This is a genomic window from Mesorhizobium sp. CNPSo 4684 (assembly GCF_057784315.1).
Genome location: NZ_JBWLUX010000017.1, coordinates 44,784 through 57,544, shown reverse-complemented (window position 1 = coordinate 57,544; position 12,761 = coordinate 44,784). Strand labels below are relative to the sequence as shown.

Genomic DNA, 12,761 nt, shown 5'->3' with positions numbered 1-12,761 from the left:
GGTCAGCCCTTTTCGCCGGTAAGCAGGATTTGCAGCTTGACGTCTTGCGGGTTGCCTTGCGCCGCCCGCTCGAAGGCCTCGATGCTGTCGGCAAAGGCATAAGTGCCGGTGATCAGCGGCTTGAGGTCGACCTTGCCCGAAGCGATCAGCTGCAGCGCGCGGTCGAAGATGTTGGCGTAGCGGAACACCGTCTCGATGCGCACTTCCTTGGAGATCGCCGCCGGAACGTCGAGGCTGACCGGCTCCACCGGCAACCCGACCAGCACCACCGCGCCGCCAGGCCGCACGACATCGAACAGGTTGGCAAAGGCCTTCGGGCTGCCGCTCGCCTCGAAGACTATGTCCGCGCCCCAATTGTCGGTAGCAGCCGCTACGGCATCGGCCAGCGATTGCTCGCCGATATTGACCGGCACGATGCCGGCATATTGCGCGGCGATCTCGAGCTTGGGGGCGGAGAAATCGGAGATCAGCACCTTCGAGCAGCCGCCGGCAAGGGCGGCAAGCGCGATCATGATGCCGATCGGGCCGCAGCCGACGACCACGGCGACATCGCCCGGAACAATGCGGGCGCGGCTGGCCGCCTGCATGCCGATGGCAAAGGGCTCGACCATCGCGCCTTCGGCGAAAGAGACATTGTCGGGCAGTCTGTAGGTAAAGGCGGCCGGGTGCACCGCTTGAGGAGCAAGCACGCCATGCACCGGCGGTGTCGCCCAGAAGCTGACGTCGGGGTCGACATTGTAGATGCCGAGCCTTGTCGCGCGCGACGACAGGTTTGGTACGCCGGGCTCCATGCAGACGCGGTCGCCGATTTTGAACGCCTCGACATTGGCGCCCACCTCGACGATCGTTCCGGAGGCTTCATGGCCGAGCACCATAGGTGCCCGCACGACGTAGCTGCCAATGGCGCCATGCGTGTAATAGTGCACGTCGCTGCCGCAGACGCCGACCGTGTGGATGGCGATTTTGACGTCGTCCGGTCCGACGTCGAGGGGCAGCGCGATCTCGCGCAGCGACAGTTCGCCTTTTTTCTCAAGCACCAGTGCCCGCATCGGTCAGTCCTCGCATCAAGTCTTTTTTTGCCGGAAAACAGAATTCAGAAAGCCGCTGAGCACGCCGAGGAACAGCAGCGGCGGCATCGACAGCAGCACGACCGAAGCATTGAGGATGCCCCACGGCACGTTCATGCCTTGCTGCGACAGTTCGGAAGCGACGATCGGCAAGGTCTTGGCGTCGGAGCTCGACAGCATCAGTGCGATCAGGAATTCGTTCCACACCAGCACGAAGCTGAAGGCAACGGCCCCGATCAGCGAGCGCGCCGCAAGCGGCAGCGCGATCCGCCAGAACACCGAATAGGCCCCGTAGCCGTCGACAAAGGCCGCTTCCTCGATTTCCTTCGGCACTGCCTGGAAGGCAGGGATGGCGAGCCACATAATCACCGAGATGGTGAGCAGCGAATAGGTGACGATCAGCGCCGGCAAAGTGTCGTAGAGTCCGATCTGCAGCCAGATCACCATCAATGGAATGGCGACCGCGACCGGCGGCAGGAAGCGCAGCGACAGCACGAAGAACTGGATGTCGCCGGCGAAGCGGTTGGGATAGCGCGCCACCGCATAGGCCGCCGGCAGGCCGAGCACGACTCCGATCAGCACGGCGCAGCAGCAGGCGATGACCGAATTGTGGAGCCCGGTCATGACGCTGTCGCGGCCGATAATGTAGCGGATGTTGTCGAATGTCGGCGAAAACACCAGGCGCGGCACGCGGGTGATGATGTCGACATTGTTCTTCAGCGAATTGAGTGCGGTCCAGGCGAGCGGAAACACCGCCATGAAGCCGGCAAAGGCCAGAATGGTCTTGCCGATGATCAGGCCTAATCTTGTGCGATGGGGCCTCATGCCTGCACCCGCTTCCACAACATGGTGAAGGTGATGACGGTTGCGATCATCATCAGCACCGCCATGGCCGAGGCGTAGGACACCTTGCCGGATTCGATGAAGCCCTGCGAGAAGGCATACATGTCGAGCGTCTCGGTCGCCACGCCCGGCCCGCCGCGCGTCATCACATAGATCAGGTCGAAGGAACGCAACGACTCGATCATCTTGACGAACATCAGGCTGATCAGCGGCGCCTTCAGCATAGGCAAGGTCACATAGGCATGGATCTGCCAGCGCTTGGCGTGGTCGAGCCGCGCCGCCTCGATCGGCTGCGGCGGCAAGGTCTCCAAAAGCTTCAGCACGATGACGGCGAAGAACAGTCCCCACTGCCAGACATCGACCGAGGCGACGGCAAACAAGGCCGTCGACGGCTTGGACAGCGGATCGAAGATCAGTCCACCGGTGATGAGCCGGTAGGGGTAGGTGGCGATGCCGTAGAGCGGATGATAGGCGAACTTCCACACGAAGGCCGCCGAAACGCGCGGCAACAGCACCGGGATGATGAACAGCAGGCAGTAGATGTTGCGCAGCCGCGGTGACGCCACTTCGAACATCAGCACGCCGAGCCCGATCGCCACCACCATTGTCGCCACGACGGTGACGATTTCCCATTTCACCGACACCCAGACGGCGTTGAGGAACCGCCGGTCGAGGAACAGATCGATGAAGTTCGACAGCCAGACCCAGGAATAGTCCGACGAGCTCAGTTCGCGGTTCTGCAAGGCGATGACGATGGCGTAGAGCGTCGGCACCATCGACAGCACCAGGAGAATGGCGAGCGTCGGAACCAGAAACGTCACGGGCAGGGAAGAGCGTCGGCGCATTGCCTATCCTCGGGCTATGCCTTTCGGGGGGGAGACCCGCGGCGCACAGGTCCCGGCATTCCACCGAATGCCGTGGACCGCGCACCGCGGGCGGGAGGATTACTTCTTTTTCATCAGCTCGTTGGCGTAGGCTTCGAGTTCGTCGAGGCCGCCTTTGACGTCGGTGCGCGTGCCGGTGACCAGCTCTTCCAGGATAATGCCCCAGCGGTCGCCGAGATCCGGCCAGCGCGGATCCTGCCAAAAGTTGACCGCCGTCACCTTGCCGGTCTCGGCAAGTGCCTGGCCGAGATCGGCGCCATAGATGTCGGCGAACTCCTTGCTGGACAAGATGCTGGTGCGGTTGAGCTCGCCGAACTGGTGCGCGTCGAGCCGGCGCTTCTCATTCTCTTTCGACGTCGCCCAGGCAATGAACAGGCCGGCGCATTTCTTCGAGGCGTCATCGGCATTGGCCTTGGCAGCAATGGCAAGACCATGACCATAACCGCCGCCGGTCAGCGGCGAAGGGGGTGGCAGGAAGCCGATCTTGCCGACCACTTGCGACGTCTTCGGGTCGACCGCCATACCCGACAGCGGTGTGGATTCGACGAGGATGGCGACCTGGCCCGACAGGAACGCGCCGGTCGATTCGTCCCAGCTGCCGGTCTGCGTGCCAGGCGCGGAGTCCTTGAACAGCTTAAGGTAAGTCTCGGTCGCCTTGAAGGCAGCCTCGGAGTTGAAAGCCGGCTTGTCGCCATCGAACCACTTGCCGCCATAGGCCTTGAAGAACGGCATCCAGCGCCAGACATTGGCGCCCGAACCACGCGCGCCGCGCAGCGCGATACCATACATGCCCTTGTCCGGGTCAGTCAGCTTCGGCACGTCGGCAATCAGTTCATCAAGCGTCTTCGGCGGTTGGATACCGGCGGCCTCGAGCACATCCTTGCGATAGACCATCAGGTCGCCGCCGCCTGTCAGTGGCGCGAACCACACCTTGCCGTCATAGGTGGCGACCTTCTGCCGGCCCGGATCGAAATCGGCATAGTCGTAATCAGCCGGATAATAATCGGCCAGCGGCACGATCCATTTCGACGAGGCGAACAAAGCGACATTGGCTTCGTCGACATAGTAGACGTTGTAGTTGCCGACGGTGGAGGCGTCGGCGCGCGACTTTGCGCGGCGGTCGTTCTCGTTGAGATAGTCGATCTGGAAGCTGGCGCCGGCCAGTTTCTGGAATTCGTCCTTGGACTCTTCCAGCAGCGTCAGGCCGTCGCGCGGCTGCGCCAGCACCTTGACCGGCGCCGAGCAGACCGGCGCCGCCAGCGCCATGGTCGAGAGGGTGGTGGTGAGCAGGAAAGCTGCGCTTAAGCTCGCAGCGAGCCGAATTGGTTTCATTGATTTTCTCCTCCAGGAACAGTCGCAGGAAGCGGAAGTCCTCGGTTTGCGCGATCCTCGCCATCGCCCGAGCGACAAGCCACCCATCGCCAAAATGAGGAGTTGCTAAAGGCCGCGCTAGAAGCCCCGTTGCAGCAGACCTGTACTTTTATGCATTGTGCGCTGCAAAACCGTCTCCTTAGGGACGGTGCCCGTCAGGTGAGTACCGATGGGCCGGAAAGGCCGGTTTTCAGGCGCGCATCGTCAGCCGCTGCCGCGACAGCTTGCGATAGGATGACGGCGTCATCTTGTGCTTGCGCAGGAAGGCGCGGTTGAAGTTGGATATGTTCATATAGCCGACCTGGAAGCAGATGTCGGTGATCGGAATATCGGTGTCGGCCAGCAGCTTGCAGGCCTGCCAGAGCCGGAGCTTGGCGATGTGGTCGCTGAAGGAGTTGCCGGTGTTCTTCTGGAAGAAGCGCGAAAACGTGCTTTCGCTCATGCCGGCCAGTTCCGCCACCTCCGGCAGCTTCAGGTCCTCGGCGAAATGCTGGAACAGATAGGTCAGCGTGCGCTGGATGATATCAAGCGAGGTTGCATCGAGGGCGGGTGAGAAATCCGGTGACGACAAAAGCTCGTATTCGTCGGTCCTGGCCAGCAGATCCACCAGTTCGAGGAACAGGCAGAGCCGGGCGAGCCCATGCACCGTGCCCATCCGCTCCATCAGCGCCGCGCCGTCGAGCGCGGTGCGGCCGTGGAAGACGATGCCGCGCAGCGACCGCTCCAGGAACGGCTCCAGCTCGCGCAGTTCCGGCAGCAGCCCGGCCGATCCGCGCAGCCGCTGCGGGTCGAACTGCAGGACGATGTCGCGGCCCTCTATCAGCTCACCGGGCTGCACCGCCGTCACCCAGTCATGCGGCAGCCCGCCGCCGACGATGGCCAGATAGCCCGGCCCGAACTCGCCGATATGGTCGCCGACCAGCACGACGCCGGAGGATTTCCGCAAAAGATGGATTTCGTATTCCGGATGGAAATTCCAGACATTGCGCTCCCAGGGATAGTCGTCCACGCGCCACAGGAAACTGTCGCTCGCCTCGGTGACGATATGCTCGAAGGCAGGCACCGTGCGTGGGATCGCGGCCGTATTCTTTCTGCGCCTGAATGCCATCGTCTGCTCTCCGGGCGAAATCCGGATGCGGTCCGGTTTCGGCTTGTTCCTAGCAGTCTGTCGCCGGCAAGTGAACGATCTCTATCTTCACGACGTCAGCGCCGGCTCTCGATGATCTCGATGAAACGGGCGAACAGTCCGGCCTGGGATTTGATGCCGAGCTTGCGGTGGATGTTGCGGCGGTGGACCTTCACGGTTCCCGGCACGATGCGCAACGCTCTCGCGATCGACTCGGTGGAATGCCCCTGCAGCACCAGGTCGACGACATGCTTTTCGCGCGCTGTCAGCGACAGGCTCTCCCAGATTTGCGCACGGTCGAACTCGTTGGTCGCGGCGATCGTCTCGTCCTGCTCCGCTTCGTCCGGCTCGTCGGTCGCAAGAGCTGGCCAGCGCAACCGGGCGAAACCGATCACCGCCGGCGCCATGTCGCGCAGCAGCCTGGCATCGGCGGTGCCGAAGGGCCCCGAGGCCTGCAATCGCATGAGCGACAGCACCAGCGCATCCTTTCCCGGCAATGGCACGAAGAAGCCGACCTCCTCGGCGAGTCTTGTCTGGCTGTAGTAGGTGCGAAAATACTCGCTGGCATAGAAGCGGTCGGGCGCCAGTTCGCGCATGCGCCAGAACCCCTCCTTGCGCTCGACAGCCGCGTGGTGGAACGGGTCGAGCAGATAGGGCCCTTCCTGATAGAGCGTGACGAAGACATGGCTTTCGGCCGGCGAGAAGGTTTCGAACAGCAGCGGCGGTCGCGCCGCACCGCGATAGCCGAAGATCACGCAGTGGTCGAAGCTGACATGCTGCCTCAGCCAATTGACCATCGCGCTGCCGAACAGGTCGCCGCTGGTCTCTCGCGTCGCCGCGACAAGCGCAGCGAGCTGGCTGTATTCGTCGCTGCGGGACGCACTCAACCTATACCCCCTTAAACGAGAAAATAGATCAGATATACCACCAGCGAGGTATATACTAGCCGCCATTGGCTCTGGTAGCGTCCTGAAATAGCCCTGTTGCTGGAGCCAGCACTTTGACCGCAGTGCCCGACATCGAGTTTCGCGGCGTCACCAAGCGCTATGGCGCGGTGACCGCGGTCACCGGCATCGATCTAGCCATTCCGCCCTCCGCCTTTGTCGCCCTGCTCGGCCCGTCCGGCTGCGGCAAGACCACATGTCTGCGCATGATCGGCGGCTTCGAGCAGCCGAGCGAAGGCCAGGTGTTCATCCGCGGCCAGGACATGGCCGGCACGCCGCCCTATCGCCGGCCGGTCAACATGGTGTTCCAGCAATATGCGCTGTTTCCGCATCTCGATGTGGAAGCCAATGTGTCTTATGGGCTGCGCCAGGCACGGCCACGGCTGTCGTCGCAGGAGATCGGCCGGCGCGCCGGCGAGGCCCTCGAAATGGTGCGGCTCGCCGGCTATGGCGGCCGCAAGATCCACGAACTCTCCGGCGGCCAGCAGCAGCGCGTGGCTCTGGCGCGCGCGCTGGTCAACAAGCCGGCGGTGCTGCTGCTCGACGAGCCGCTGGCGGCGCTCGACAAGAAGCTGCGCACCGACATGCAGATCGAGCTGCAGAACCTGCAGCGCGAGATCGGCATCACCTTCGTGCTGGTCACCCACGACCAGGAGGAAGCGCTGTCGATGAGCGATTTCGTCTGCGTCATGAATGGCGGCCGCATCGTTCAGCTCGGGCAGCCGAACGAGATCTATGACGAGCCGGCGGACCTGTTCGTCGCCGATTTCGTCGGCAAGACCAATCTGTTGAGCGGCAAGGTCGCCGGGCATTCGGGCGACCTGGTCAACGTGGCGCTCGCCGACGGCACCGTCATTGCCGCGCGCAAGCGAACCGCCTTGCGGAAGGGCGAGACCGTCTCGGTCAGTCTGCGTCCGGAATCGCTAAGCCTCGGCGCCACGGAAGGCAGCCCGTTCAAGGGCATCGTGCGCAACCGGATCTTTCTGGGCTCGACCGCGGAATACGCCATCGAGGTCCAGGGCATCGGAACGCTGCTGGCCAAGGCCGACCATGTGATCGGCCATGGCAATCTCTTCAAGCCGGGTGAACCCGTCGCCATCGGCTTTGCCTCCGGGACGCCGCTGGCGTTTCCGGAGATCAAGAACAACGGGACCAACCAGAGGGTAGCAAAAAATGTCGAAATCATATCGTGACGGACTGCCGATAAGCCCTGAGAACTTCGTCGACCAGCTAATGCGTTTGAAGCGCGGCTCGATCGGCCGCCGCGACTTCCTCGGCCTCACCGGCCTGGGCATCGCAACCGCGGTGATGGCGCGCGAGATCGGCATCATGCCGACGCCGGCCTTCGCCGCCGAAAACCTTGGCGACCGCATGTCGATCGCCACCTGGCCGAACTACCACGACCCGCAGACCTTCGAAAACTTCAAGAAGGACACCGGCGTCGCCGTCGAGGTCAACGTCTTCGGCTCCAATGAGGAGATGCTGGCCAAGCTGCAGGCCGGCGCTTCGGGCTGGAGCCTGTTCGTGCCGACCAATTACACCATCTCGACCTACAAGAAACTCGGCATCATCGATCCGCTCGATATGGCGAAGCTGCCGAATTTCGACGGCTCCCAGGAAGACCCACGCTTCACCTCGGAAGGCACGATCGACGGCACGACCTATGCGGTGCCGAAGAACTGGGGCACGACCGGCTTTGCCGTCAACACCAAGAAGCTGGCCAAGCCGATGACCAGCTGGAAGGAGTTCTGGGACGTCGCCATGGCTGAGGGCGATGGCCGCACCATGGTGCACGACTACCAGCTGACCACCATCGGCAACGCGCTGAAATATTACGGCTATTCCTTCAACTCGCTGAAGCAGGACGAACTTGCCAAGGCCGAGGAACTGCTGCTCAAGGTCAAGCCGCATCTGTTCGCGGTCTCCTCCGACTATCAGCCCGGAATGCGGGCGGGCGACGCCTGGATGACCATGTGCTGGACGAATGACGGCGCGCAGCTGCATCGCGATATCCCAGAGATCGCCTATGTGCTGGGCAAGGAGGGTGGCGAGATCTGGACCGACTTCTACGCCATCCCGAAGGACGCGCCGAACAAGCCTGCCGGCTACGCCTTGCTCAACTATCTGATGAACCCTGAAGTCGCGGTGAAGGAGCATCTGGCCAATGGCGCGCCCTCGACCGACGCACGCGTCAACAAGCTGCTGCCCAAGGAAGTGCTGGACAATCCGATCCTCTATCCGGCGGCCGACCTTTTGACGCCGCTGGAATTCGGCGCGGCGGCGACGCTTACCGATCCCGGTCGCGCCGAGCTGATGGCGCGCTTCAAGTCGGCTTGAAGCCGGCCTGAATGAGACAAGCAACCGGCGGGCCTATGTCCGCCGGCATCGGGGCGGTTTTTCATGCACGGCAACAGATTTCGGCATAACATCCTGACAGCGCTGCTGCTCGCTCCGGCTACAGTGTGGCTGGTGGTGTTTCTGGTATTGCCATTCATCGCCATTGCCGTGTTCAGCGTCGGCGAGCGGGCGCCGGAGGGCGGCTACCAGGCCGCCTTCACGCTGGCGCAATACGCCAACCTTCCGGCGCGGGCGACCGCTTTCTGGAACACGATGATGCTGGCGCCGGTGGGCGCGCTTGCCTGCCTGCTCGTCGCCTACCCGGTCGCCTATTACCTTGCCTTGAAGGCGCCGCAACGCTGGCGGCTGATCCTGCTTGCGCTCGTCGTCATTCCGTTCTGGACCAGCCTTCTGATGCGCACCTATGCCTGGATGTACATTCTGGGCGGACGCGGCATTCCGGCTTTGCTCGCCTTTGTCGGCATCGAGGATGTCAGGCTGATCAACACGCCGGGCGCCGTTCTGCTCGGCATCGTCTACGGCTATCTGCCGTTGATGATCCTGCCGATCTATGTCAGCCTCGAACGGCTCGACCGGCGGCTGCTGGAAGCCTCCGCCGATCTCGGCGCGACGCCGCTCTCGACATTCCTGGGCGTGACCCTGAAGCTTTCGCTGCCCGGCGTGATGACCGGCTTTTCGCTGGTCATGATCCTGCTGCTCGGCGAATACCTGATCCCGACGCTGCTTGGCGGCGGCAAAGTGTTCTTCATCGGCAACGCGCTGGTCGACCTGTTCCTGCAGTCGCGCAACTGGCCGTTCGGATCGGCCATTGCGATCACGCTGGTGGCGGTTTCGGTGGTGGTGCTGATTGCTGCCAACCGCATTTCGACACGGGTGTCGGGCGCCCGCAGGGTGGACCTGATCTGATGCGCGCCTTCGTCACCGCCGTCTTCGCCTTCCTCTATCTGCCGATTGCGCTGGTCGTGCTGTTCTCCTTCAACGCCGGCCGTCATGCCAGCGAGTTCACCGGCTTTTCGGTGCAGTGGTATGGCACCGCGCTGTCGAACCCGTTCCTGGTCGAGGCGCTGAAGAACAGCCTGTTCATCGCCACCACCAGCGCGCTTCTGGCGGCGGTGTGCGGCACGGCAGCAGCGCTCGGCCTGGCGCGGGTCGGGCTCAGAACCCGCGCCGTCTTCGACGCGCTGATGGGTGCCGCGATCGTCGTTCCCGGCGTCGTCATCGGCATTTCCACCCTGGTTGCGCTCGTCCAGCTGTTTGGCGTGCTCAACCCGTTCCTCGCCTCGATCTGGCCTGACGGCCAGCCGCCGCGCCTGTCGCTCGGCTATGGATCGATCATCGCCGCGCATGGCCTGTTCTCCATGGCACTGGTGACGATGATCGTCGGCACGCGTCTCGCCAGCCTCGACCGCAATCTGGTCGAGGCATCCAGCGATCTCTATGCCACGCCTCTGACCACCTTCCGCTCGATCGTGCTGCCGCAGATCATGCCGGCGGTGGTCGCCGGCTTCCTGCTTGCCTTCACCTTCTCCTTCGACGATTTCATCGTCGCCTTCTTCGTTGCCGGCGCGCAGACGACACTGCCGATCTATGTCTTCGCCTCGATCCGGCGCGGCGTCACGCCGGAAATCAATGCCATTGCGACGATCGTGCTCGTCGCCTCGGTCCTGCTCGTGGTGCTTGCCCAATGGCAGCTGCGCCAGCGCAAGCCGGCAAACTGAAAGCCGCATCATGATCCTCAAAGACCGCATCGCCGTGGTAACGGGCGCCGGCTCCGGCATCGGCCGCGCCGGCGCCATGATCATGGCCAGGGAGGGCGCGGTCGTGGTCATCGCAGACCGGGATCAGGCCAGCGGCGAGGCGACGGCTTCCGAAATCCACGCGGCGGGCGGGCAGGCAGAAGCGATCGCGACCGATGTCGCTGACGACACGGCTGTCGAGCAACTCATTGGTGGCACGCTCGACAAGCACGGGCGGATCGACATCCTGCACAATCACGCCGGCATCCAGGTCGGCGGGGCGCTGACCGAGGTCGAAGTCGATGGCATGGATGCGTCCTGGCGCATCAATGTACGGGCGCAGTTTCTGGCCGCGCGGATCGTCATGCCGGCAATGGTCGCGCAAGGTGGCGGCGTCATCCTCAACACGGCCTCGAATTCCGGCGTATTCTACGACCGCGAGATGATCGCCTATGCCACCTCCAAACATGCGGTGGTGGCGATGACCAGGCAGATGTCGCTGGACTATGCCCGGCATAATGTCCGCGTCAACGCGCTCTGCCCCGGCTGGGTCGATACGCCCTTCAACGAGCCGTTCATCGCCCAGATGGGCGGACGCGAAGCGATCGAGACCTATGTCCGCACCAAGATCCCGATGGGTCGCTGGGCCAGCGCCGAGGAGATCGCCGAAGCGATCCTGTTCCTCGTCTCCGACCGCTCATCCTTCATGACCGGCCAGGCACTGGTCATCGACGGCGGCGAAAGCATCGGCTGATCCAAGGACGGCCGGATGGGAGGGTCTCGCGCCTCTGGCTCAATCTCTGCCTGTCCCTCCTCCCTTGCCTTAATGTCGCATTTCGTCCAATAGAACGGCACAAACGCCGCGAAACCGAAGGTTTTGCCGTTTGGAAGTGCGGCTTCCGGCCTATTGCCGACGCGCCGCAATCGGAAAGAGCAGGACAATGTCTGCGATCGAAGCCGGCGCTCATGCGCCGGAAAATCTTTGGCGTCAGGAAATCAGGGCGACGCTGGCGCTCGCCTGGCCGATGGTGCTGACCAATCTCGGCCAGACCGCGATGACGGCCACCGACGTCATGATGATGGGGCGTCTGGGCGCAGACACGCTGGCCAGCGGCGCACTTGGCGCCAACCTCTATTTCATGCCGCTGATCTTCGGCCTCGGCCTGATGCTGGCGACCTCGCCGATGATGGCGACCGAGCTTGGCCGCCGCCGCCATTCCGTGCGCGACCTGCGCCGCACCGTGCGCCAGGGCCTGTGGCTGGCGATCCTGATCGCGATCCCGATCTGGATCTTCCTCTGGCATGGGGAAGCCATTCTGCTGGCCATGGGACAGGAGCCGGCGCTCGCCCATCAAGCCGGTATCTATCTGCGTTGGCTCGAATGGGCGGTGCTGCCTTTCTACGGCTATATCGTGCTGCGCTCCTTCATCTCGGCGTTGGAGCGGCCGGGCTGGGCGCTGGTCATCGTCTTCGTCGCCGTCGCCTGCAACGCCTTCTTCAACTGGGTGTTCATGTTCGGCAATCTCGGGATCAGCTCGATGGGCATTGCGGGTTCAGGACTTGCCACGACGCTGTCGAGCACGCTGATGTTCTGCGGCTTGGCAGCGGTGGTGATGCTGGAGAAGAAGTTCCGCCGCTACCGGCTGCTCGGCCGCTTCTGGCGTTCCGACTGGCCGCGCTTCAAGGGCCTGCTGCGGCTTGGCCTGCCGATCGCCGGCATCCTCGCCTTCGAGGTGACGATCTTCAATGCGGCAGCTCTGCTGATGGGCCTGATCGATGCGGATTCGCTGGCCGCGCACGCCATCTCCATCCAGATTGCCTCGATCTCCTTCATGGTGCCGCTCGGCCTCAACCAGGCGGTCACGGTGCGCGTCGGCCTGGCCCATGGCGCCGGCAATCCGGCAGGCGTTTCACGCGCCGGCTGGACCGCCTTCGTCATCGGCGTCTCGTTCATGGCGCTGATGGGGCTGGTGATGGTCCTGTGGCCGCATCTGCTGATCAGCGCCTTCATCGACATGACCGATCCGGTCAATGCCAGGGTGATCGCCCTTGCCGTGTCGTTCCTGGCCTTTGCGGCGCTGTTTCAGATTTTCGACGGCGCACAAGCCGTTGCCGCCGGCATGCTGCGCGGCCTGCACGACACCAAGGTGCCGATGATCTATGCCGCCGTCGGCTATTGGGGCATCGGCCTGCCGCTCGGCGTGTTGCTCGCCTTCCATTTCGGCCTGCACGGCGTCGGCATCTGGATCGGCCTGGCGTCGGGGCTGGCGGTGGTGGCGGTGCTGCTCCTGGCCCGCTGGCTCAGGCGCGACCGCATCGCGCCGCCGCTCGTCTTCAGCCATTGATGGCGCACCAATCGGTCCGCCAGTTGCTGTCGCTAAAGCTGCCGTTGGCTACCGATCCAACCTAGCCTTGCCGACATTCGGCCCAGG

12 protein-coding genes are annotated in these 12,761 nt (G+C 63.4%); 6 read left to right on the top strand and 6 right to left on the bottom strand.

The window, feature by feature from the left end; genetic code table 11:
- Positions 1-2 precede the first annotated feature (2 nt).
- The 6 genes from AC04SG_RS17685 to AC04SG_RS17660 form a co-directional block, all read right to left on the bottom strand.
- Entirely contained in the window at positions 3-1,049 is a 1,047-nt protein-coding gene (locus tag AC04SG_RS17685) for an NAD(P)-dependent alcohol dehydrogenase (RefSeq protein ID WP_488552082.1), read from the bottom strand.
- A gap of 15 nt (positions 1,050-1,064) precedes the next feature.
- Positions 1,065-1,892: a carbohydrate ABC transporter permease gene (locus tag AC04SG_RS17680; protein ID WP_488552081.1), complete on the bottom strand. Its 828-nt coding sequence runs from the start codon at positions 1,890-1,892 to the stop codon at positions 1,065-1,067.
- Complete coding sequence (locus AC04SG_RS17675) at positions 1,889-2,755, bottom strand: carbohydrate ABC transporter permease (protein ID WP_192255234.1); 867 nt, start codon at positions 2,753-2,755, stop codon at positions 1,889-1,891. The genes AC04SG_RS17680 and AC04SG_RS17675 overlap by 4 nt, the downstream gene beginning before the upstream one ends.
- Positions 2,756-2,854: 99 nt before the next feature.
- Positions 2,855-4,126 (bottom strand): ABC transporter substrate-binding protein, encoded by a 1,272-nt coding sequence (locus tag AC04SG_RS17670; protein ID WP_488552080.1) that lies wholly within the window; start codon positions 4,124-4,126, stop codon positions 2,855-2,857.
- Positions 4,127-4,355: 229 nt separating this feature from the next.
- Positions 4,356-5,273 carry an AraC family transcriptional regulator gene (locus AC04SG_RS17665; protein WP_488552079.1) on the bottom strand — a complete coding sequence of 306 codons (918 nt, stop codon included), beginning with the start codon at positions 5,271-5,273 and terminating at the stop codon, positions 4,356-4,358.
- A gap of 95 nt (positions 5,274-5,368) precedes the next feature.
- Entirely contained in the window at positions 5,369-6,178 is an 810-nt protein-coding gene (locus AC04SG_RS17660; RefSeq protein ID WP_488552078.1) for a response regulator transcription factor, read from the bottom strand.
- A gap of 113 nt (positions 6,179-6,291) precedes the next feature.
- On the opposite strand from AC04SG_RS17660, the gene AC04SG_RS17655 reads away from it, so the two are divergent.
- The 6 genes from AC04SG_RS17655 (at position 6,292) to AC04SG_RS17630 (ending at position 12,674) form a co-directional block, all read left to right on the top strand.
- A complete protein-coding gene (locus tag AC04SG_RS17655) occupies positions 6,292-7,428 on the top strand; it encodes an ABC transporter ATP-binding protein (protein WP_488552077.1) in 1,137 nt (378 codons plus the stop codon).
- On the top strand, positions 7,409-8,572 hold the full coding sequence (locus tag AC04SG_RS17650) for an ABC transporter substrate-binding protein (RefSeq protein ID WP_488552076.1): 1,164 nt from the start codon (positions 7,409-7,411) through the stop codon (positions 8,570-8,572). The genes AC04SG_RS17655 and AC04SG_RS17650 overlap by 20 nt, the downstream gene beginning before the upstream one ends.
- A gap of 63 nt (positions 8,573-8,635) precedes the next feature.
- Positions 8,636-9,499: an ABC transporter permease gene (locus AC04SG_RS17645; RefSeq protein WP_192255222.1), complete on the top strand. Its 864-nt coding sequence runs from the start codon at positions 8,636-8,638 to the stop codon at positions 9,497-9,499.
- Positions 9,499-10,311 (top strand): ABC transporter permease, encoded by an 813-nt coding sequence (locus AC04SG_RS17640; protein WP_488552075.1) that lies wholly within the window; start codon positions 9,499-9,501, stop codon positions 10,309-10,311. Before AC04SG_RS17645 ends, AC04SG_RS17640 begins: the two co-directional genes overlap by 1 nt.
- 10 nt (positions 10,312-10,321) lie before the next feature.
- Positions 10,322-11,083, top strand: coding sequence for an SDR family NAD(P)-dependent oxidoreductase (locus tag AC04SG_RS17635; protein ID WP_488552074.1), 762 nt, complete (start codon positions 10,322-10,324; stop codon positions 11,081-11,083).
- A gap of 187 nt (positions 11,084-11,270) precedes the next feature.
- On the top strand, positions 11,271-12,674 hold the full coding sequence (locus tag AC04SG_RS17630; RefSeq protein WP_488552073.1) for an MATE family efflux transporter: 1,404 nt from the start codon (positions 11,271-11,273) through the stop codon (positions 12,672-12,674).
- Positions 12,675-12,761: the final 87 nt, after the last annotated feature.

What these genes read in the sequence shown, in the direction of transcription:
- AC04SG_RS17685 (WP_488552082.1), bottom strand. Translation starts at nt 1,049, where the DNA reads ATGCGGGCACTGGTGCTTGAGAAAAAAGGCGAACTGTCGCTGCGCGAG.
- AC04SG_RS17680 (WP_488552081.1), bottom strand. Translation starts at nt 1,892, where the DNA reads ATGAGGCCCCATCGCACAAGATTAGGCCTGATCATCGGCAAGACCATT.
- AC04SG_RS17675 (WP_192255234.1), bottom strand. Translation starts at nt 2,755, where the DNA reads ATGCGCCGACGCTCTTCCCTGCCCGTGACGTTTCTGGTTCCGACGCTC.
- AC04SG_RS17670 (WP_488552080.1), bottom strand. Translation starts at nt 4,126, where the DNA reads ATGAAACCAATTCGGCTCGCTGCGAGCTTAAGCGCAGCTTTCCTGCTC.
- AC04SG_RS17665 (WP_488552079.1), bottom strand. Translation starts at nt 5,273, where the DNA reads ATGGCATTCAGGCGCAGAAAGAATACGGCCGCGATCCCACGCACGGTG.
- AC04SG_RS17650 (WP_488552076.1), top strand. Translation starts at nt 7,409, where the DNA reads ATGTCGAAATCATATCGTGACGGACTGCCGATAAGCCCTGAGAACTTC.
- AC04SG_RS17645 (WP_192255222.1), top strand. Translation starts at nt 8,636, where the DNA reads ATGCACGGCAACAGATTTCGGCATAACATCCTGACAGCGCTGCTGCTC.
- AC04SG_RS17640 (WP_488552075.1), top strand. Translation starts at nt 9,499, where the DNA reads ATGCGCGCCTTCGTCACCGCCGTCTTCGCCTTCCTCTATCTGCCGATT.
- AC04SG_RS17635 (WP_488552074.1), top strand. Translation starts at nt 10,322, where the DNA reads ATGATCCTCAAAGACCGCATCGCCGTGGTAACGGGCGCCGGCTCCGGC.
- AC04SG_RS17630 (WP_488552073.1), top strand. Translation starts at nt 11,271, where the DNA reads ATGTCTGCGATCGAAGCCGGCGCTCATGCGCCGGAAAATCTTTGGCGT.